General features: G+C 40.4%; 19 protein-coding genes. 14 read left to right on the forward strand and 5 right to left on the reverse strand.

Features of this window, described 5'->3' with window-relative positions:
• Positions 1-30: 30 nt before the first annotated feature.
• Entirely contained in the window at positions 31-2892 is a 2862-nt protein-coding gene (locus CHB71_RS02625; protein WP_089355317.1) for a TonB-dependent receptor, read from the forward strand.
• A gap of 50 nt (positions 2893-2942) precedes the next feature.
• On the opposite strand, the gene CHB71_RS02630 is transcribed toward CHB71_RS02625, so the two are convergent.
• Together CHB71_RS02630 and CHB71_RS02635 are read right to left on the reverse strand one after the other, a co-directional pair.
• Positions 2943-3338: a lysozyme inhibitor LprI family protein gene (locus CHB71_RS02630; RefSeq protein ID WP_089355318.1), complete on the reverse strand. Its 396-nt coding sequence runs from the start codon at positions 3336-3338 to the stop codon at positions 2943-2945.
• Between the two features lie 69 nt (positions 3339-3407).
• The gene (locus CHB71_RS02635) at positions 3408-3986 is read right to left on the reverse strand and encodes a hypothetical protein (protein ID WP_089355319.1); all 579 of its coding nucleotides are present in this window, start codon (positions 3984-3986) and stop codon (positions 3408-3410) included.
• Here CHB71_RS02635 and CHB71_RS02640 point away from each other — a divergent pair.
• From CHB71_RS02640 to uvrA, 3 genes are read left to right on the forward strand one after another with little or no spacing between them, the layout of a single operon-like run.
• Positions 3985-4911, forward strand: a complete 927-nt coding sequence (locus tag CHB71_RS02640; RefSeq protein ID WP_089355320.1) for a TIGR01777 family oxidoreductase — start codon at positions 3985-3987, stop codon at positions 4909-4911. The genes CHB71_RS02635 and CHB71_RS02640 overlap by 2 nt on opposite strands.
• A gap of 4 nt (positions 4912-4915) precedes the next feature.
• Complete coding sequence (locus CHB71_RS02645) at positions 4916-5647, forward strand: LOG family protein (RefSeq protein ID WP_089355321.1); 732 nt, start codon at positions 4916-4918, stop codon at positions 5645-5647.
• 3 nt (positions 5648-5650) lie between these two features.
• Positions 5651-8473: an excinuclease ABC subunit UvrA gene (gene uvrA, locus CHB71_RS02650; RefSeq protein ID WP_089355322.1), complete on the forward strand. Its 2823-nt coding sequence runs from the start codon at positions 5651-5653 to the stop codon at positions 8471-8473.
• 188 nt (positions 8474-8661) lie between these two features.
• Here the strand turns inward: uvrA and CHB71_RS02655 are convergent, their stop codons facing one another.
• Positions 8662-8964, reverse strand: a complete 303-nt coding sequence (locus tag CHB71_RS02655; protein ID WP_089355323.1) for a hypothetical protein — start codon at positions 8962-8964, stop codon at positions 8662-8664.
• Between the two features lie 189 nt (positions 8965-9153).
• Here CHB71_RS02655 and CHB71_RS02660 point away from each other — a divergent pair, with 189 nt between their 5' ends.
• Positions 9154-10185 (forward strand): sensor histidine kinase, encoded by a 1032-nt coding sequence (locus tag CHB71_RS02660; protein WP_089355324.1) that lies wholly within the window; start codon positions 9154-9156, stop codon positions 10183-10185.
• Positions 10186-10229: 44 nt separating this feature from the next.
• Positions 10230-10940: a LytR/AlgR family response regulator transcription factor gene (locus tag CHB71_RS02665; protein WP_089355325.1), complete on the forward strand. Its 711-nt coding sequence runs from the start codon at positions 10230-10232 to the stop codon at positions 10938-10940.
• 131 nt (positions 10941-11071) lie between these two features.
• Here CHB71_RS02665 and CHB71_RS02670 read toward each other — a convergent pair whose 3' ends face one another.
• On the reverse strand, positions 11072-11437 hold the full coding sequence (locus CHB71_RS02670; protein WP_089355326.1) for a hypothetical protein: 366 nt from the start codon (positions 11435-11437) through the stop codon (positions 11072-11074).
• Between the two features lie 58 nt (positions 11438-11495).
• Complete coding sequence (hemW, locus tag CHB71_RS02675) at positions 11496-12623, reverse strand: radical SAM family heme chaperone HemW (RefSeq protein WP_089355327.1); 1128 nt, start codon at positions 12621-12623, stop codon at positions 11496-11498.
• Between the two features lie 26 nt (positions 12624-12649).
• On the opposite strand from hemW, the gene CHB71_RS02680 reads away from it, so the two are divergent.
• From CHB71_RS02680 to porN, 8 genes are all read left to right on the forward strand, one after another.
• Positions 12650-14257, forward strand: coding sequence for a BamA/TamA family outer membrane protein (locus tag CHB71_RS02680; RefSeq protein ID WP_089355328.1), 1608 nt, complete (start codon positions 12650-12652; stop codon positions 14255-14257).
• On the forward strand, positions 14257-15339 hold the full coding sequence (locus CHB71_RS02685; protein ID WP_089355329.1) for a DUF4271 domain-containing protein: 1083 nt from the start codon (positions 14257-14259) through the stop codon (positions 15337-15339). Before CHB71_RS02680 ends, CHB71_RS02685 begins: the two co-directional genes overlap by 1 nt.
• 21 nt (positions 15340-15360) lie before the next feature.
• Positions 15361-16152 (forward strand): uroporphyrinogen-III synthase, encoded by a 792-nt coding sequence (locus CHB71_RS02690; protein ID WP_089355330.1) that lies wholly within the window; start codon positions 15361-15363, stop codon positions 16150-16152.
• A gap of 121 nt (positions 16153-16273) precedes the next feature.
• Positions 16274-17227, forward strand: coding sequence for a PorP/SprF family type IX secretion system membrane protein (locus CHB71_RS02695; RefSeq protein ID WP_089355331.1), 954 nt, complete (start codon positions 16274-16276; stop codon positions 17225-17227).
• A gap of 145 nt (positions 17228-17372) precedes the next feature.
• Positions 17373-18407, forward strand: a complete 1035-nt coding sequence (gene porK, locus CHB71_RS02700; protein WP_089355610.1) for a T9SS ring complex lipoprotein PorK/GldK — start codon at positions 17373-17375, stop codon at positions 18405-18407.
• 44 nt (positions 18408-18451) lie between these two features.
• On the forward strand, positions 18452-19267 hold the full coding sequence (gene porL / locus CHB71_RS02705) for a type IX secretion system motor protein PorL/GldL (RefSeq protein WP_089355332.1): 816 nt from the start codon (positions 18452-18454) through the stop codon (positions 19265-19267).
• A 19-nt stretch (positions 19268-19286) separates the two neighbouring features.
• Positions 19287-20918, forward strand: coding sequence for a type IX secretion system motor protein PorM/GldM (gene porM, locus CHB71_RS02710; RefSeq protein ID WP_089355333.1), 1632 nt, complete (start codon positions 19287-19289; stop codon positions 20916-20918).
• A gap of 22 nt (positions 20919-20940) precedes the next feature.
• Positions 20941-21798 (forward strand): type IX secretion system ring subunit PorN/GldN, encoded by an 858-nt coding sequence (porN, locus tag CHB71_RS02715; RefSeq protein WP_089355334.1) that lies wholly within the window; start codon positions 20941-20943, stop codon positions 21796-21798.
• Positions 21799-21827 lie beyond the last annotated feature (29 nt).

Genomic DNA, 21827 nt, shown 5'->3' on the forward strand with positions numbered 1-21827 from the left:
TACATTTTGATAGAGAAATTTTTAAGATTTATGAGATACATTTTACTTGCCTTTTTGCTTATTTCAATCAATGCGTTTGGACAAAAAGGGATTATTAGAGGGACAGTAATTGAGGATGCCAACGGCGAACCTCTTTTTGGTGTGACGGTGCAAATTAAAGGGACTACCAATGGCGCTATCACTGATTTTGACGGAAAATTTGAAATTCAAACTACCCCGGGAAAGTATGACTTACAAGCTTCATTCGTTTCCTTTCAGACAGTAACAATAAGTGGACTTGAAGTTTCGGCAGATGAGACAACACTCATTGATCAAATTAGCTTAAAAGAAGACGTAGAGCTATTGGATGAAGTGGTTGTAACAGCGGAAGTAATCAAAACAACCGAAGCTGCAATGATTACAGTAAAGCGTAAATCAGCAAACCTTATCGATGGAATTTCTGCAGCTAGCTTTAGAAAAATAGGTGATAGTGATGCAGCCTCTGCGGCCAAAAGAATCACGGGTGTTTCTATCGAAGGAGGTAAATATGTTTATGTAAGAGGGCTCGGAGATCGATATACTAAGACCCTTTTAAATGGAATGGAAATTCCAGGTTTGGATCCGGACAGAAACACGTTGCAGATGGATATCTTTCCTACCAATGTGCTTTCGAATATTGTGGTTGCAAAAACCTTTACAGCAGATCTTCCTGCTGATTTCACGGGAGGTTTGGTAAACATCGAAACACAGGATGTGCCGGATATTAAAACCACTACAGCTCAGGTAGGATTTGGCTTCAACCCTAGAATGCACTTCAATAGTGATTTCCTAACCTATAATGGTGGAAAAACAGATTGGTTAGGCTTTGATGATGGCACAAGAAAGCTGCACATTTCGGATGCGCAAGTAACTGATGTTCAGAACGCTTACATTTTGAATCCTTCGTCAGAAAAAGGGATGACCTATAAAAGACAGCTTGATAGCTTCAATAAGCAGTTAGGAGCTTCACAGAAGTCCAATTTCATGAACTATAATCTTGGATTCTCGACTGGAAATCAAAAAGAAATTGGTCTTGGTACGCTGGGATACAACCTTGCATTTACCTATAGAAGCACTTCCGAATTTTATGATGATGCGCTATTCAGCAGGTATTTAATTGATCAAAATGAGTCAGAATTGGTGCTGGCTGAAGAGCAAATTGGTTCTTATAGTGTAAGCAATGTTTTGCTAGGTGGTATGGCTGGTTTTGCTCTAAAAAGAGACAACTCGAAATATCGTTTCAATATTCTAAAACTTCAGAATGGTGAGTCAAAGACTGGCTTCTTCAACTCTGAGACCACAGAAGCGATTGGAACAGATGTAAATGGTATCCAATCCAACCTCGAATATTCTCAGAAGTCAATGACGAACCTATTGCTATCAGGCGAATACTTTTTAGATAAATGGATTTTGAACTGGAGGGTTTCACCAACAATTTCGTCAATAGACGATCCTGATATTCGATTCACAAAATATGAGGTGCTTCCAAATGATGGTGGTTTTGAGATTGGAACAGGTAACTCTGGTCTTCCTCAGCGAATTTGGAGAGAGCTAAATGAGACTAACCTCTCAAACAGATTGGATGCAAAAAGAGAATATGAAATTTCAGGTAGAGATGCCAGCATAAAATTTGGAGTAGGCGCTACTTTCAAAAAGAGGGACTTTATTATCCGACAGTTTGATTTGGATGTGAATCAAAATGATTTTGACGGCAGCTTCGATGAGCTGATGGAGGATGAAAACCTTTGGCCAAATGAGGATGCAAACTTCCATGTGGCGCAATATGTGGGTGGAAATGTGAATCAATTTGATGCATCTACCAGTAACTACTCCATTTATGCTTCGAATGAATTTGCTCCATTGGAGAACCTGAAGGCGATAGTCGGGCTAAGAGCAGAAGCATATTCTCAGTTTTATACGGGTCAAAACCAAAGCGGTGTAGTATTGAATAATGAAGAAGTAATCAATGAGTTAAACCTATTCCCTACTGGTAACTTCACTTATTCATTGAGCCAGAATCAAAATGTACGATTCGCATACACAAAAACAATCGCACGTTACTCGTTCAAAGAGGCCTCTTTTATTGAGTATTATGATCCGCTTACTGGAAGAACATTCCTTGGCTCTTTGAGCCCAATTGAGGATAATCAAGGAAATCAAATTTGGGATGGAGACATCAGGTCTACGTTGATCAATAACTTCGATTTAAGGTGGGAGCGATTTAGCGATAGAGGACAGATTTTCTCAATCTCTGGTTTCTATAAGCAGTTCAATGATCCTATAGAAGTAGTTCAAATTTCTGGTGCTGACAACAACTTCCAGCCTCAAAACGTGGGAGATGCAACTGTATACGGAGCTGAACTAGAAGTAAGACAAAATCTGGGTATTGTAAGTCCTGCTCTTTCAGACTTCTTTTTAAGCGGAAACACCACTTTGTCTGTGTCAGAAATCACAATGACTGATCAGGAGTTTGAAGCGAGACAGAGATCGGCAAGAGCTGGCGAGAATATCTCCAGAGAGCGGGAACTTCAGGGACAGGCGCCATTCATCATCAATACTGGATTGTCCTATGATGGAGTTTCAAACGGCCTGGAAGTAGGGTTATATTACAATGTGCAAGGCCCAACACTTACTTACACAGGCGGTGTAAATGGTATTCCAGATGTGTATAGCGTGCCATTCTCCAGTGTTAACTTAAGTGCTAATAAGACGTTTGGTCAGAATGAAAAAATGAGATTAACGCTGAAGGTTAATAATCTTCTAAACGATAAGCGAGAGTGGGAATACCAAAGTTTTGGTGCAGAAGATAGACCATTTGAAGCGCGATCATTAGGAACCACCGTAAATGTAGGATTCCGATATTCATTCAATTAAGGTTGTTCAGATTATAAAGTCAAGGGGGTGCAAAATTTGTATCCCCTTTTTTATTCACTCCACAAACTGGGACATTCCTCCTGCCCTTTTGGACCATTCGTAAGCCAAAGCTCTAATTCCTCTATCCGACTTTTAGTGAATCGGATCATTTCCTTGCACTTACATGGGTTGAACACCTCTTTACTATGTAGTTCTCTGTAATGTCTGTTCCAATCTTCCGGGTAAATACTCTTGAGGTGGTGGTCCCGATATTGAACCCAGTAAACCTGCTCCATATTAAAACTGCTGAGAAACTTTTTGTTTCCAGCATGCTTGGTTTTGATCTGATCGATCAGGTTGAGCATTTCTAAATCAACAGCATCGAATTCACTACACGCATCTTTTGGTTGGTTTTCGTCACAAGAATATAGTGTCAGAGCTATAAATAGGAAGAATAGGTATTTCATGGAATGTTTTCAGGCAAAATAATGAGATCAAAGCGTACTTATCATACGTAGTGAATTATCAAATTGTAATTAATTTGATTTCTCTATTGTCTTAATTTTGTTCTTTAACCACTCCACCTCTTCTTCGAGCTGATTGATTTGCTTCAGTATTTCAGCTCGTTTTCTTTCAAGCTCCTCATCTCTATATTGCTTTCCCAGGTCGTCTGATTTATCAATCCGGAAGGTTATCAACTCAATATAATAGTCGATGTAGATATTCTTTTTGAAATCCAGAATCATAGACTTAGCCTGCTCATCATACTTTTTGTTTGCTACTCCCAGAAAAAAAGAGGATCCCCCTTTGATCTCAGTGGTTTGAGTGAAAATTTCTAAATCAACATTGCCATCTGTTGTTTCTGATGGGATGGTAATCTTGTAATAGGTCTTCATATTTAGTGGGCTACCAAATTCTCTGGCATACTCCCACCAGCCTTTTCTCACATCCTCTCTATCAAAATCAAATTGAGTAGAATAACCACTTAATGATTTTCCTTCGAGGTTTAGTCGAGCTGATTTTATTTCAGTGTTATAAGTTTTCTGGGCAAAAACCAGATTCAAACTGAACAAAAGCAAACATCCGATAGTATGTTTATAAAGAATTACTCTCATGTCTTCAACAAATCTAAACGACCCAATTAAAACGGTACTCATTGCTGGTGGAACCGGACTGCTTGGTACAGAGCTCAGCAAGCTACTCACCAACAAGGGATACACCGTTACACACCTGTCTCGCAACCCAACGCAAAAAAGCTACCAGACATTCTATTGGGATGTAAAAAAACAAGAAATAGATGATGAAGCGATAAAATCTGCTGATGCTATCATCCATTTAGCTGGAGCTGGAGTTGCAGATAAACGCTGGTCTACTTCATGGAAAAAGGAAATTTACAACAGTAGGATCAACTCCACCAAGCTATTAAAGCAACGTGTAGAAAAGCTCAATCCCAGATTGAAGCATTACATCTCCGCTTCAGCTGTTGGATATTATGGGTGGGATTCAGGAAATCGACTGATGCATGAAGAAGACCCTAAAGGAAGTGGCTTCTTAGCAGATGTTGTAAATGACTGGGAGGCGGAAGCTGATTCCTTTACGGACCTTAATGTCAAAGTATCAAAAGTAAGAATCGGCATAGTGCTGAGTGAGAAAGGTGGGGCACTGGAGGAAATAGCTAAGCCGGTAAAGTATGGTTTCGGAGCTCCGCTGGGGAATGGCAAACAATATATGAGCTGGATTCATATCCAGGATCTATGTGGAATTTTCTCTCATATACTTGAAAAAGGACAGGAAGGCACCTTCAATGGAGTAGCGTCAGACCCCAAAACTAACAAGGAATTTACGGGTGCATTAGCAAAATCACTCAATCGACCACTTTGGCTGCCGAATGTTCCTAAATTTGCGCTCCGATTATTGGTAGGCGAAATGGCTGATATACTTATTGGAGGAAATAGGGTCTCTTCTAAAAAAATTGAAGAGGCGGGATTTAATTTCCAGTTTCGGGCGTTAGACCATGCGCTGAAAGACTTACTACATTAACAACATGGAAGAAAAGAAAGAGATAACAAGAGAGGAAGAAGCACGCATATTAGAAGCATTCAAAGAAAAAGACTGGAATGAAATCAAGAGTGCAGACTCCTGGGCCATATTCAAGGTCATGGGCGAATTTGTGCAGGGATTTGAAAAAATGGCCAAAATAGGCCCATGTGTTTCCATTTTTGGCTCTGCGAGAACTAAGCCGGATAATAAATACTATAAGACTGCAGAGGAGATAGCGGCGAAAGTAGTACGACACGGATATGGAGTGATTACAGGCGGTGGACCCGGTATCATGGAAGCGGGTAACAAAGGAGCCAACGCGCAGGGAGGAAAATCAGTAGGTCTAAACATCGATTTGCCTTTTGAACAAAACAACAATATTTACATAGATATGGACAAGAGTATCGATTTCGATTACTTCTTTGTCCGAAAGGTAATGTTCGTGAAGTATTCACAGGGATTTATCGTGCTTCCCGGTGGTTTCGGAACTATGGACGAGCTTTTTGAAGCATTGACGTTGATTCAAACAAAAAAGATTGGCGCATTTCCGATCGTCCTGGTCGGCAGGGAATACTGGACGGGCCTGGTGGATTGGCTAAAAGACACCATGCTTCAGCAAGAATCTAATATTAGCCCAACTGACCTGGATTTGTTTAATGTTGTTGATACAGCAGATGAAGCAGTTGCTGTAATTGATGATTTCTATAGTAAATACAACCTAAGCCCGAACTTCTAATCATTGAAGAAGCGAGAAGAAGTCATCGAGATCATTGGGGCCAGAGAGCACAATCTTAAAAATATAGATGTAACCCTGCCAAGAAACAAGCTGATCGTTATCACAGGCATCAGCGGAAGCGGTAAGTCATCTTTGGCCTTTGATACCATCTATGCCGAAGGGCAAAGAAGGTACATGGAGAGCTTCAGTGCGTATGCACGAGCTTTCATCGGTGATATGGAGCGTCCCGATGTGGACAAAATCAATGGTTTGAGCCCGGTTATTTCTATCGAGCAAAAAACCACTTCCAGAAACCCAAGATCTACTGTCGGTACTGTTACTGAGATTTACGATTTTTTCCGATTACTATATGCACGAGCCGGTGAGGCCTATTCCTATCTGACCGGCAAGAAAATGACTCGTCAGTCGGAGGATCAGATCATCGACATGATTCTAAAGAATTATGGCGGTCAAAAACTGATACTTCTTGCTCCGGTTGTAAAGGGCCGTAAAGGTCATTATCGTGAATTATTTGTCCAAATCAGAAAGCTAGGATTTACGAAAGTACGAGTGAATGGTGAGGTGCAGGATCTGGTTCCCAAAATGCAAGTTGATAGGTACAAAACCCACGATATTGAAATTGTGATAGACCGCATCAAGGTTGCCGAGAAGGATAAAAAGCGAATTCGGGAATCTGTTAGTTCAGCATTGCGACATGGAGATGGTGTGATGATGATCCAAAAGGAAGATGGAGCGATTTCTCACTTCTCAAAAAACCTCATGGATCCGGAAACAGGTCTGGCCTATGATGAGCCGGCTCCAAACACATTCTCTTTTAACTCTCCTTACGGAGCGTGTCAGGAGTGTAATGGTCTTGGAGTCATTGAGGAAATCTCAAAAGAATCTGTGATACCAGACCCATCCTTGAGTATCAGCAGGGGAGGAATAGCACCATTAGGTGAGTATCGTGACATTTGGATTTTTAAGAAGATTGAAGCAATTCTGAAACGTCACAAAGTCAACTTATCTACTCCCCTTAAGAAAATTCCTGAAGATGTCATCGAGGTATTACTCTATGGCGATAGCGTGCCTGTTGCAGTTAGTTCGGTCAAATATCCGGGTACGGACTGGCATACAAAATTTGAGGGTATTATCAATTTTCTCGAAAAGCAGAAAGACGGGGGTACGGAGAAATTGCAGTCCTGGGTAAAGGAATTTACTGACTCAAAAACCTGTCCTAATTGCAAAGGATATCGATTAAAAAAAGAGGCACTCCACTATAAAATTGCTGATAAGCACATTGGTGAACTGGCGGAGATGGACATTAAAGCCCTTACTAGCTGGATTACCGGAATTGAAGAGAAATTAAATGAACGGCAGCTTGTCATTGCCACAGAGGTACTGAAAGAACTTCGAAAACGGATTGGCTTTTTAATGGACGTTGGATTAGAGTATCTCAACCTCAATCGCCCGCTGAGAACCTTGTCCGGTGGAGAAGCGCAGCGAATACGCCTGGCCACCCAGATTGGAACACAACTTGTAAATGTGCTTTACATTTTGGATGAGCCAAGCATTGGATTGCATCAGCGAGATAATGTAAAGTTGATTCAGGCACTTAAAGACCTCAGAGATTTAGGGAATACGGTCATTGTGGTGGAGCACGACAAAGACATGATGATGGCCTCCGACGAAGTTGTGGATATAGGACCCGGTGCGGGCAGGCATGGTGGACAGATTGTAGCCAAAGGCACCCCGAAAGAGTTTCTTAAGTTGGGCAGCTCTACAGCGGATTACCTGAAAGGCTTGAGAAAGATTGAAATCCCGAGTGAGCGTCGAAGCAGTAACGGTAAGTGGTTGGAGCTTTATGGGGCTACTGGTCATAACCTAAAGGGTGTAGACCTTAAACTTCCTCTTGGAAATCTGATTCTGGTTACCGGAGTTTCAGGAAGCGGAAAATCTACGTTGATTCATGAGACCCTTTACCCACTCCTGAAAAAGCATTTATATAAAAGTCGTAAAGACCCATTACCATATAAGAAGGTGAAGGGCGTGGATCATCTGGATAAAATCATTGAGGTAGATCAGTCCCCTATTGGGCGAACACCAAGATCCAATCCGGCTACTTATACCGGGGTGTTTTCAGAAATCAGAAGCCTTTTTGCCCAGCTACCTGAAGCCAAGATCAGAGGATATAAGCCCGGCCGATTTTCTTTCAATGTAAAAGGCGGTCGTTGCGAGACATGTGGAGGAGGAGGCATGCGTCTGATTGAAATGGATTTCTTGCCAGACGTGCATGTGCCATGCGAGACCTGTAAAGGCAAGCGATACAATCGGGAAACATTGGAGGTTCGATTCAAAGGAAAGTCTATTTCTGATGTTCTCGATATGACTGTCTCACAGTCCGTCGGGTTTTTTGAAAAGCAACCCAGAATTGTAAGAAAGCTCAAGACCCTGGATGAAGTTGGGCTCGGATATATCTCGTTGGGTCAACATGCAACAACCCTGTCCGGAGGGGAAGCTCAGCGCGTGAAACTGGCTACTGAACTGTCCAAAAAGGATACAGGCAAAACTTTCTACATCCTGGATGAGCCTACGACAGGTCTGCACTTTCAGGATATTGAACACCTGCTTGATGTGTTACAACGCTTGGTAGATAAAGGCAATACCGTCCTCATTATCGAGCATAACATGGACGTGATTAAAGTGGCCGATCACATCATAGATCTGGGCCCTGAAGGTGGCTTTGCCGGTGGAGAAATCATCGCTCAGGGGACTCCCGAAGAAATCACCAAAGTCAAGGGTAGTTATACGGCCAAGTTCCTTAAAGAAGAGCTGGAGAGCAGTTAATCAATTCAATTTGCTTCTTTCAGTATTCCCTTGGGAGAGCAGCCCTTAGGATGCTCGAGTCATGGGAATCTCTTGATGAAGAAGGATTTTTCTTCTAAGATTCCCAAGTGGCCCGTGCCTCACTAGCAAAAGGAATAGTCAAATTCCATTGCAAGAAACTCAGGAATTTTCAGCAAGCCTAGTCTGCCTCAATTCACTATTGATTGAATATTATTTAACTCCCTGAAATAGTAATAATCACCATGGAAATCAAAAGCAAAGTCGCTTTCCTGAAGGATCATGTGATCTTCCATACTGATCTGATTGTTCGCAACCTCTGTTAATGGAAATTCTCGAATGAATGATCCATCGTATCCATAAACCTTTACCATTTTTTGGAACACAAGATCAGTGTCAAGTTGCATACTCAATCCTTGATTGGTTTGCATTGGTGCTTCGGCGCTGACAAAAGCAGATGCCGTGAGCAGAAATAGTAGAAAAAGTGATTTCATTTTTAGTCTTTAATTGAGTTTTTAGTCCGTTGTATCTAACGACGAATTAATGACCGGGTTTGTTAATTATCATTAACGGTGAAGTTGATTTAGTTAAAGATTTGTTAAAAACCACTCATCCGTTCATGCATTCATCCATGAAATTTTGTCTGGTTAAAATCGTTGCTGCTTGATTAGCTTTAGACCCGAATGACCAAGAATAAAATATACTGGCTGTGTCAGATCCTGGGGTGGGGGATTTATGGGTTTATACAGATTTTCCTGTACACCATAGCTGAGCGGTTTGATGTGACACAGGCACTGGGTGTACTCTACCAGGTTCTTTACTTCATCGCCACCACACACTTACTTCGAAATCTCATCATCCGGTTTGGGTGGCTAAACCTGAGGTTAAGTCATTTGATACCGCGGATACTGGCAGTTACGCTGATACTAAGTGCATTGAATTATGGGTATTTGCTTAGCATCGAGTACTTCACAGGCACCATTTCAAAAATGGATCTGATGTTCCTTACGGTGCTAATAAACACCTTGGGTTATTGGGCGATCTATTTCATTTGGACCATTTTCTACTTTGCTTTTCACTACGTGGAGAGGTACAATAAATCATTGAAAGCAGAAACTGCGGCCAGAGAGGTAGAATTGAACAATCTTAAAGCCCAGCTCAACCCTCATTTCATTTTTAATGCACTCAATAGTATTCGGGCATTGGTAGATGAAAACCCGAGAAAGTCTAAGGAGTCTATCACCCAGCTTTCCCATATTCTAAGAAATTCACTTATAAGTGACAGGAAAAAAATGATTCCCTTTATGGAAGAATTGAAGACGGTAATGGACTATCTGGCACTAGAGACCATTCGGTATGAAGAACGGCTGACTACCAAGTTTGATATTGATAGAAATTCTGGAAAGTATATGATTCCACCGCTAATGTTACAGACTTTAGTTGAAAATGGAATTAAACATGGAATTTCGAACTTAAAACATGGTGGGGAAATTAGTATTAGTACGACAGTTCGCCGAAAACAACTCCATCTGCAAATACGTAATACGGGACAGCTATCTTCCAGCATCAAGGTGGAAGAAGGCTTTGGCCTGATCAATACGCGTAAACGATTGGCTTTGATTTTTGGCGAAGACGCAAAGTTTGAAATTAAAAATGAAGATAAAACCACAGTTTTGACGACCATAGTTCTTCCTTCTACAGAGAGAATTATCTGAGATTAGTGTAAATTATTTCACAAAACCTGACCAACAGAGTAAGTATGAAAGCGATTATTGTTGACGATGAAAGACTAGCTAGAAAAGAATTAGCATCTCTTCTAGCTAGCCATCCGGAAATTGAAATTGTAGATGAAGCAGCAAATCCGGATGAGGCTGTTGAGAAAATTGAAAAACACGATCCGGATGTGGTATTTCTGGATATTCAAATGCCTGGCAAGACGGGTTTTGAAATGCTGGAAGAAATGGAGCGCGTGCCACAGGTCATCTTCACTACCGCGTACGATGAGTTTGCATTAAAGGCTTTTGATTACAATGCACTTGATTATTTGTTAAAGCCGATTCAGCCGGAACGCTTGACAGAGAGTTTAAATAAGGTCACAATTAAGTCAGCCAAATCGGAAGGTAAAGACCAAAAATTGAGTAGCAAGGATCAGGTTTTTGTAAAAGACGGGGACAAATGCTGGTTTGTAAAGCTGGAGGAGGTTCGCTTGTTCGAATCAGATGGCAACTATATCAAGGTCTATTTTGATAAATTCAAGCCGATGATACATAAGTCCTTAAATGCACTTGATGAGCGATTGGATGATCGCCATTTCTTCCGGGCCAGCAGAAAACACATCATTAACCTGGGCTGGGTTGAGTCCATAGATACCTGGTTCAACGGCGGTCTACTTGTGCAACTCAAAGGCGGTGAAAAAATCGAAGTAAGCCGAAGACAATCAGCAAGGTTTAGAGAGATGATGAGTTTGTAGATGAATAATTTCCCTTGCGAAGTGAGGCACAAACGAGTCATGGGAATCTCAGCATTCTATTCTTATTTTAAAACAGAAGATGCCCAAGTCTCCAACCTTTTTAAAGGTTTCCGCAAGGGCATACGGATGAATTAATCCTTAACCCTTTCCAAAAACTTCTTCTCCACCTGCCAGTCTTTGGAAAGTGTCAGGATAGCTGTAGTTTCCATTTCGGTTACATAGCCTTTCTTGTGGGTCTCTTCCCAAACTTCCATCAGGTATTTGACCCGGTCAGATTCATTCATCCGAATAAAAACTTTGGAAAGAAACTGCCTGGATCGCTTAAACGCAGAGAGGTAATCTTCCGCTATGAAATTGTTGGCCCATTCCATCTCATCCTTTGCCTGAATTGAGTCTGCTGTTTTCTCAAGCATTTCACGCTCTTCTTCATCTAATCCATGGTAGTGAAAGATGAGAGATTTTAGAAGAAGAAGCGCTTTTTTAGTCGTTGAATCCATTGGTGACTCAAAAGTATTAGTTATCTGGCATTATCCCTAAGTAATTTGGTAAGTGTGATTACTCAGGAAAAAATAGTCTCAGGGCAATTTCGTCTGCAACCAAAAATCCTCTGGACTTAAGCCTTAGGTAATTCCCCTCGGTCGCTACTAAATCTTTTTCCCGAAGTTCATCGATAAATCCTGAATGAAGTTTGAGAAGTGATTCACCAGCTCGTTCCTCAATGGCGATTAAGTCCAGTCCTTTAGCTGTTCTAAGCTGGGTTAAAATTTGCTCGTTGAGTCGTTGGGTATCTGATAGCTGCTCTGTTTCTGAATAGGAAAGGCCTTCTTTTATAGCCTTGATGTATTTTGGGTTGTTTCGGACATTAAAACTTCGTGTCGTTCCATTAAATGAGTGTGCTCCGGGACCAACACCCAGATATGGCACACCCGACCAGTAAGCATTGTTATGTCTGGAGTAAAAACCTTCTTTTCCAAAATTTGAAACTTCATATTGCACGAAACCAGCCCTTTTTAGAAAGTCAATCGCAAGTAAATATTGAGCAGCCGCTTCATCTTCCGGTACCTGTATGAGCCTGTTCTCTTTTTCCCACTTCCCGAAAACCGTTTTGTCTTCAATCGTCAATCCATACAGCGAGATATGCTCTGGATCCAATTGCACAATGGTGCTCAAGTCCTTCTCCCAGTCCGATCGATCATGATCCGGAATCGCATAAATGAGATCTAATGATATATTGTCAAAACCCACAGCTCTGGCATTCTCATAAGCAGTTTTGGCTTCAGTTGATGAATGAACCCGATTCATCCAGGTCAGTTTTTCTTCATTAAATGTTTGTACACCGACACTCAGGCGATTGATGCCCTGCTTATACATTGCAGAAGCTTTTTCAGGTGTAAGATCTTCGGGATTTGCTTCCAGAGTTATTTCTGGTGAATCTCCCAGCCGGAAGTTTTCTTTTATGCTTGTCAGCAGGTGCTCAAACTGAGTTTTAGTCAGCAATGAGGGAGTGCCACCTCCAAAGTATATGGTTTCAATGGTCTCGTTTATATAGTCTCTTCGCGACCGAATTTCCTGACCGATTGCATTCACCATTTCACTTTGAGTTTTTAGGTTCGTGCTGAAATGGAAGTCGCAGTAATGACACGCCTGCCTGCAAAAAGGAATATGAATGTATATGCCAGCCATGATTTCAGGCTAAATTGCAAAGACCCATGCAAAGAATCTTCATTCTGTTGTTTTTTATAAATGGGATAGGACTACACGCCCAGGTACCTTCGCAAATTTTTGTAGATAATGAGCGAAAGGAAAATCGATCTTTTAAAGACACGCTTGACCTGGTGACTCACATTAGAAAGTATCAAATAGATTGGCTAGACCGGGGTTATTTTTTTACCGGTGTTGATTCAGTTAATTCAGGCGATACGGTTAATATCTATTTACATAAAGGAGATAAATACACCTATAAAAGCTCTGAGCTTGGACGATCAAGACTGCATGGGAAATTAAAAAATGTTCTTATTGATCATATCAACAATGGGTATCCTTTTGCATCCATTCGGCTAGATTCAATTCAAATGGTTGAATCTACTTTGATGCCTAAAGTGTCCATAAACACTGGACCTCTCATTAGATACGACTCAGCTTTTCTATTTAAGGATATCACAACAGACCGAGGCTATATGTACAAGCTTCTTGACATTGTTCCCGAAGATCGATTTAGTGAACGTAACTACAGGTCGATTCAAAAAAAAATGAGAAGAACTTCAATTTTGCATCTGGACAGACCAACAGATATTTCATTCAAAAACGAAAAAGCAACCGTTTTTCTTGACATATCAGAGAATGAATCTAATTCTTTTCAAGGTGTGCTAGGTCTCCAGCAGGTAGATGCGGGCAATACGGTCTTCGTTGGAAATTTGGCACTCGATATTCAAAACCTTTTTAAATCAGGAAAGCAATTCCAGTTTACCTGGGAACGTTTTTCAGCAGAATCACAGCAATTGGATATTTATTATAAACATCCATTTATACTTGAATCTTCGATTTCTCCATCTTTCAATCTGAACATTCTAAAACAAGACACCACTTTTCTGACTAGAACTTTGGCCCTTGGCCTATACACCTATATATCCCCATCATCGGAATTACACCTTGAATATGAGCAAACCAACGGCACGCTGCTTTCTACCGACCTGTCAACCATTGCAAACGCTGGATTAGCTGACTTTACTCGTACCACTTATGGGGCAAGAATTAGTTCTGGAAATATTCGAACACTTCAAAAGCTCAATGAGAATGTTGTTTGGAATGCAGGAATGTCTTTAGGTAATAAAAAAGTCAATAGAAACCTCAACCTACCTGATGTGTATTATGATTCCATTGATATTGAAACTGAGTTTTATCGATTGAATGCACAGATTGCCTATCAGGTTAGGATTTTACGAAAGCAAGCATTTTATAACGACATTGATGTTGGTATGTTGATAAACGACCAGCTTTTGACAAACGAAATGTATAGAAGAGGAGGTTTGCAATCTCTTAGAGGGTTTAACGAGAGGTCAATCTTCGCAGAAAAGTACCTTTTGAGTCGCAGTGAGTTCAGGTCATTCTTTGAGGAAGAAAGCTACTTGCAGGTTTTTTATGACCAAATGCTTGTGACTGGTAAAGTGCATGCCAATTATCTTTTTGGTTTTGGACTTGGATTTGCACTTGCTACATCGTCTGGCCAGTTTAGTTTTGCCCTGGCAGTTGGCAACTCCGGTGGTCAAACCTCATTTTCAGAAATAAAAGTTCATTTTGGATATATCTCCAGATTTTAATGAAAAATATAGTTAGCCTGATTTTCATCGTCCAAACACTCTTGGCTTTTTGCCAACAAGATACGGTGGTGGTAACCGATTACACCAAAGTTATGGTTGGCACGGATGTGAATGGAGAGCTTTTTCCTATTACATCACTTGAAAATGTAAATCAAGCTGGAGTTTTTATCAATGGCGTGCCAAACGGAAGAATACGGATTTGTAATCCGGCGAATCTTTCAATTTGGGTGAATGGAAGGCTTCAGGATTTAATTATAGGTTGTGAGTATTATACATCGAAAGACTTATTTCTTTCTTCAAAAACCGATACATTATTTCTCTCATTCAGCAGTCCCCATACGCTTGAAAATCTAAAATGTGAATTGGTTGTTTTTGAGGACCTGCTTGTTATTAAAGATGAGATTTCTATTCAACGGGAGGTTAGAAATACCATGAGTGAGTTTGTCATTAGCTCACTAATTATTTTGACAGCTTTTCTGGGTTTTATTTTATTGAAATTTCCGGGACGAGTCTCTTACCTGCTGGAAAAAGCTTTCACATTTAAAGTCAGCGCATATGAATTTATAAACACTAGTTTTTTTGGAAGCTCAAGCATGAGCCTGGTAGCGTTCTATTCATTGTCATTGTCATTTGTTGCGGTTTATGTTAATAGTTTACTTGGATTAAACTTCTTCATATATCCCACAAGCTTCACAGAATTTATTTGGAGCTGGTTAAAAATTGCTTGTGGTGTGTTTGGTTTGTTCATTATAAAGTGGCTTGTGATTTCTGCCGTTGCAGCACTATTTCGTTTTCGTGGGCTTAAAAATTTCCAGCTATTTGACTTTATTAATTTCCACACGATCCTTCTTTTACCAATAATGTTTTTTCTGGTCACAGATTTTATAATTAACACAGCAGCAGAGAGTTGGATTACAGATCGCATGATCACCCTATTCCCAGTTGGGATTATACTTTTTGTGGTTTGGTTTACTTTAAAGTTTGTTAATAATTCTCCACGTAAAAAACTTATGATTATTTCCTACCTTTGTGCCACGGAAATCATCCCTGTCATAATTTTTCTGGGATGGTTCTATAAATAATCATAAAAACCAGAGACTTACATGAGTGCCACTGATGACCGTTTGGTAATGGATAAAGAGCGTTTGAGAGAGGTGAAAAGCATTTTAGTTTCACAACCTGAGCCGTCTGATCCTAATTCCCCTTATCATAAATTAGCGGAAAAGTACAATTTGAAAATTGACTTCCGCCAGTTTATCGAAATCGATCCTGTTGACATAAAAGAGTTTAGAAAGCAAAAAGTAAATATCTTGGATCATACTGCAGTGATCTTCACTAGCAGAAATGCCATTGATCACTTTTTCAGACTCGCGACAGAGAGCAAGATTGAGATACCAACCGATATGAAGTACTTCTGTATTTCTGAAACTACGGCTAATTATCTACAGAAATATATCGTAATAAGAAAGCGAAAAATTTTCACAGGAGAGCGGACAGCCGCAGACTTGCTAAATGTCATAAAAAAGCATAAAGATGAGAAATTCATTTTTCCATGCTCTAATATAAGAACAGAACATATCCCGGATTTCTTAACAGAGAATGGCTATGAGTGGTCTGAAGCAACTATCTATCGAACGGTGGCTTCAGATTTATCTGATTTGGATGATGTAACCTATGATGTAATTGCATTTTTCAGCCCATCTGGAATTGAATCATTGCTACATAATTTCCCTGATTTTAAGCAAAAAAATACCCGAATTGCAGCATTTGGTCCGACCACAGCAAAGGCGGTAAATGAGGCTAATTTGATATTAGATATTCAGGCGCCATTACCGAATGCCCCGTCTATGACAGGTGCGCTTGAGGTTTACATTAAAGAAGCGAACAACATTTAATTATAATAAGGGTATATTATTTGTAAGCGTTATACTTACACGTGTAATAGACATAGTGATTTAAGAATAGTCATCTACAGGTGATTTAAATGTTAAGATTGCTATAAATTTAACTGCCCTTATGAAAAGTTGCCTTCAGGTTTCTTTGGTGTTTCTCTTGATGGTTGTGGCACAGTTCAGCTTTGCACAAAATGAATTTTTCTTCAACCATTACATGTTTAATCCTTCCTACTACAATCCGGCATGGGTTGGATCAGAGGATCAGGCATTTGCTGCGGCACATCACCGCACGCAATGGGCAGGGTATGATGCATCATATGATCCTGAAGGGGCACCCACTACACAATTACTATCCCTGGTAATTCCTGTTCAGGGACAATTTTCCGGGTTTGGCCTGTCTGTTTCCAATGACAAGACCGGTCCGCTTAATTCTGTTCAGGCCAGAATTTCAGCATCGCTAAAAAAAGAGTTTAGGTTCGGCCAGTTATCACTTGGGGTAATGCCTGCGCTGAATGTGGCTTCAATCAACGCAAACTATAGATTCGTTGATCAGGGGGATGTTTTGATTCCGAGCGGAAGTGAATCGCAATTTCAACCAAATCTTCATGCAGGGCTATACTTCAAGTCTAATCGCGATTATTTCGTTGGTGCTTCTGTGGAAAACCTTCTGCAACCAGGATTTGATTTTGGAACTGATGCTAAAAATATAATTCCGACCAATTACTTATTAATGGGAGGAACAACGTTTGGACTAATGAGGGATTTAATTCTGAATCCTACAATTCTTATAAGGTCAGACTTAAAGACCTACACCTACGACATCAGTGCTGTTGCGGTATATCAGGAACGGATGTGGGGAGGTCTTGCTTTTCGTAGAGGTGAATCACTAAGCTTACTTTTAGGATATTCATTTATGGAAAACAATCGGTTGAAGGCTGGCTATTCATTTGACTATGTAGTGAAAGATCAGGATGCAAAGCAGCCCACATCTCATGAGGTCTTTATAAGGTACGATTTACCTGATTTAATCTTCGGTGGAAGAAAGGCTGTGAAAACCCCTCGGTTCACTTTTTAGTCATACTGAGAAAAGGCTTCATCCAAAATTGAAAGCAAAACTTGTCCTAAATCGATTTATGATTATATATTTAGGCAGAATATCGTGCAATAATTCTTGCTAAAGTTTGTTTATTTTACATACTTGCATGTTCAATAAAGGTGTTATGAATAAAATGCGTGTTTTAACAATATCAAATTGTGTTGTCATTTGCTGCGCCATAATTCTTTCAGGTTGTGGACTTTTTGGCGGAGATCAAGGAGACAGAGGGGAGCTAATAGGTGCTCCTGACAGACTAGGATGGGAGATGACCCGGCCTTATGGCATGGTTTCAGTTCCTTCTGGTACGTTTCATATGGGTCAAGCCGATGAAGACGTAGCAGCGACTCAAATTAATTTTAATAAACAGGTGACTATCGGTGCGTTTTTTATGGATGACACTGAAATCACCAACAATGAGTACAGACAGTTTACTCAAAATCTTCAGGAAAGCTCTGAAATAGACTTGCCTACTGGCTATTCTATTGCGGACTTGATGCCTGACACCACTGTCTGGACAAGAGACTACACTCATCACATGGGAGATCCTTTAGTGGTTTACTATTGGTCTCACCCGGCATTTGATGATTATCCCGTGGTTGGGGTTGACTGGAATGCCGCTAAGTATTTTAGTGAGTGGAGAACAAACTACTTAAATGACTACCGTCAAAGTGTAGGGCTTCCAATTATGCCTAACTTTAGATTACCTTCTGAAGCCGAATGGGAGTATGCTTCAAGGGGAGGAAGAGACATGGCGAAATATCCATGGGGAAATCCATACATCAGAAATGCGAAAGGTTGTCTGTTAGCCAACTTTAAGCCAGGTAGAGGTAACTACTTTGATGATGGCTATGCTTATACATCACCGATTGGAACTTACTTCGCTAATGAGTACGGACTGTACGATATGGCAGGAAATGTAGCCGAATGGTGTGAAGATGCGTATAATCCTTCAGCAATGCCACTTACGTGGGATTTGAACCCAACTTATTTTGATGATAACATTCCTTTTAAGGTAATAAGAGGCGGTTCATGGAAAGATATCGCGTACTACCTGGAAACAGGAACAAGATCATATGAGCATCAGGACACCACTAGAGCTTCTATTGGATTCAGATGTGCAATGACCTATCTTGGTAGATCATCAGGATATGAATTTTAATAAAAATCAATTTCGAATAAATTACTAACCTAAATATTATCACAATGAGCAAAAAAGGCGGATTTCAGGAGCTACTCTATTCCACTATAATGCCAAAAATTTATGGAATAGGTGCTGCAGTTGTAATCGTGGGAGCGATGTTTAAAATTCTTCACATGCCGGGTGCGGCCCTAATGCTGGGGGTTGGTCTAACCACCGAGGCTGTTATTTTCTTTTTGAGTGCTTTTGAACCAAAGCACGCTGAGCCGGATTGGGCAAAAGTGTATCCGGAGCTAGCTGACGATTATGATGGACCATCAGCTGCACCAAGAAAAGCAGTGCCACAAGCAACTGGTGCATCAGCACAGATGGATAAAATGCTTGCAGATGCCAAAGTTGGACCAGAATTGATCAAAAGTTTGGGTGACGGCATGAGAAACATGGCGGAATCAGCAAAAAAGATGTCAAACCTTAGTGATGCGGCAGTTGCAACAAACGAATATGCAACAAACGTAAAGTCTGCATCTAAGTCGCTTTCAGAAATGAATAAGTCCTACGCTAGTGCGATGGAAGCAATGTCTGGAATGGCAGATGCGACAAAAGACACGAAAGAATATCATAGTCAGGTTCAAAATGTAACCAAGAGTTTGGGTGCGTTGAATGCTGTTTATGAAATGGAATTGAAGGATGCTCAAAGTCATACGAAAGCATTGAATAAGTTCTATTCAAATATTAGCGGTGCGCTTGAAAGTATGGCTGATGCTGGTAAGGAAACTTCCGCATTCCAGGCAGAACTAAATAAGTTAACATCGAACATTTCTGCTTTAAATAAAGTATACGGTAATATGCTTACCGCAATGCGAGGAAGTAATCAACAATAATCCTTAAAACAAATTAATTATGGCAGGAGGAAAAGAAACCCCACGGCAGAAAATGATTGGCATGATGTATTTGGTGCTAACAGCATTGTTAGCATTGAATGTGAGTTCCACTGTACTTGACAAATTCGCCTTTATCAATGAAAGTTTGGAGCGAGCAAATGCCGAAACATCGCAGCGAAATGCTAGAACAATCACGGGAATGAAATCTGCCGCTAAGGATAAAGGAAATCGCGCTGATGATTTGAAGGTTGTGGCTGATGCTGAAGCTCTCAGAGCTGAAACCACCAAAATCATGGCCGAGATGGAAGAGTACAAAGAAAAATTTGTAGAGATAACCGGCGGTTATATGGAAGGCCATAAAGGGGATAGAAGATTCATCATGGGCAAAACTGATTATGATAAGGTTGGTAATTACATGATGCCTGTTGAAGAAGGTGGAGATGGAAATGGCGCAGAAATGAGAGAAATGCTAAATGGATATGCCGAATACATTCAAGGCCTTTTAAAGAAAAATGGCGCTGATGAATCTAAACTTAAGCAATACCATAAAATTGCATTAGATGCTGATGAAGATCCTATTTATCAGAAAGATGAAAATCAGAAAGGTAAAAAATGGTCGCAACTTGCTTTTGAGAATTCACCAACCCATGCTGGACTAGCAACAGTTAGTGAGTTTCAGGCAAACGTGCTTTCATTCGAAACTTCTGCGTTAGATTTTCTTGTAAAAAGAGTGGGATTGAAAGACATCACTTTTGATCAGATTAAACCTGTGATCATGCCAGAATCACAGTATGTAGCTGCAGGTACTAAGTATAAAGCAGATATGTTTATTGCTGCTTCAGCTTCTGGTTTGAACGACAAGCTAGTCATGACTTATAATGGTGAAGAAGCTCCGGTTGTTGGTGGAGTTGGTAAAGTCGAGTTCACAGCTACTCCTGGGAATTACGATAAAGAAGGAAATGCTAAGAAGCAGATTGTAGCTTCCATTACAGTGCCTCAGGGAGGTGGAACAGATACCACATTTGTGGATACAATTGATTATTATGTTGTAAGGCCAGTTATTCAAATTCAATCACAGTCTGTAAACGCGCTTTATTACAACTGTGGAAACGCATTGGATGTACAAGTGCCGGCTCTTGGAACTCAGTACAATCCATCTTTTTCAGCACGTGGTGGTGATGCAATAAAAGGGTCTCAAAAAGGTCAGGTAACAGTAGTGCCAAAATCGCAGAAGGTTACGTTAACCGTTTCCAGTGGGGGCAATGTGATCGGATCCAGAGAATTTGGTGTACGTGCCATCCCAGCTCCGGACATCAAAGTGTACACTGATGCAGGAGAAGTGAATATGAAAGAAGGTATCCCTGCCAGAACTCCTAAACTATATTTAAGAGCTATTCCTGATGAGAGTTTCGCTCAGTTTTTGCCAAACGATGCGAAATTTCAAGTAGCTGAAGCTGAAATAACATTAGTTAGTGGTGGGCTAGGACGGGGCTCAATTCGAGCAGGTCAAGAGGTTAACCTTCGAGGTATGTCTGGGAGAAAAGGTGATCAATTGGTTATAGAAATTAAAAAAGTACAAAGACAAAACTTTAGAAAGCAAGTGGAAACATTTCCAAAACACACTCGCTTTATCAACATATCGTTGAAATAGAATTGTCAGATAAAACAGAGATATGAAAAATTTAGGTTATGTAATCGTTTTTGGTCTCTCCCTCTCCTTTGGTTATGCACAGGAGGAGTTGGCACCATTGGTAAAGCCGGAGGTGGATGAGACTCAAGTGATGTTCCGGAAGACCGTTTGGCGGAGAATGAACATGAAGCAGAAGCAAAACAGACCGTTCTTTTCTTTGAATGGTGAGGTATCTAGATTACTCATTGAAGCCGTCGATGAGGGATTGTTAACACCTTACCGATCAGATTCTTGCATCAACTTCATGCCGGATATTATTTTTGTTTCAAACATTTCTGTTGAAAGAGAAGAAAATCCATTTGTAGGAGGAGGTTTTAATTCCGGAGGATTTGATTCTTTTGGAGATGATTCAGCGGATCAAGCAAGCGAAGAGCAATCGGATGAACCCAGGCAGGAATCAATCCCAGAAGATTTATTTTCTGTTTTGTATCTTAAGGAAGATGTAATTTTTGATAGAAACAGATCTCGCATGTACAATTACATTAGATCTTTAACCCTTGCTTTGCCTAGAGATGCTGGCTCCCTTTACAATCCTGCTGGGTTTGAAAAACCAATTGCACACTTTAGATATGATGATGTAATTGCGTTATTCAGAGGGCCATATGCGGACAAAGCAATATACTATAACAACCAAAATCCAGGACAGCATATGAACATGAGTGATGCATTTGAGCTTAGGTTGTTCAATGCACCAATTATAAAAGTATCTAATGCTCAGGATTTGGATATACGACAAATTTACGCTGATGAAATGGCTAAAGACCCTATGAGTGTAATCGTGATTCAACAAAAGTATGAGTACGACTTGATGGAGTATGAATCAGAACTCTGGGAATATTAATTTGAATAGAACCTAACCCTAATCCACCG

Origin of the sequence: Ekhidna lutea (assembly GCF_900188325.1) — a bacterium.
Taxonomy (GTDB): Bacteria; Bacteroidota; Bacteroidia; order Cytophagales; family Cyclobacteriaceae; genus Ekhidna; species Ekhidna lutea.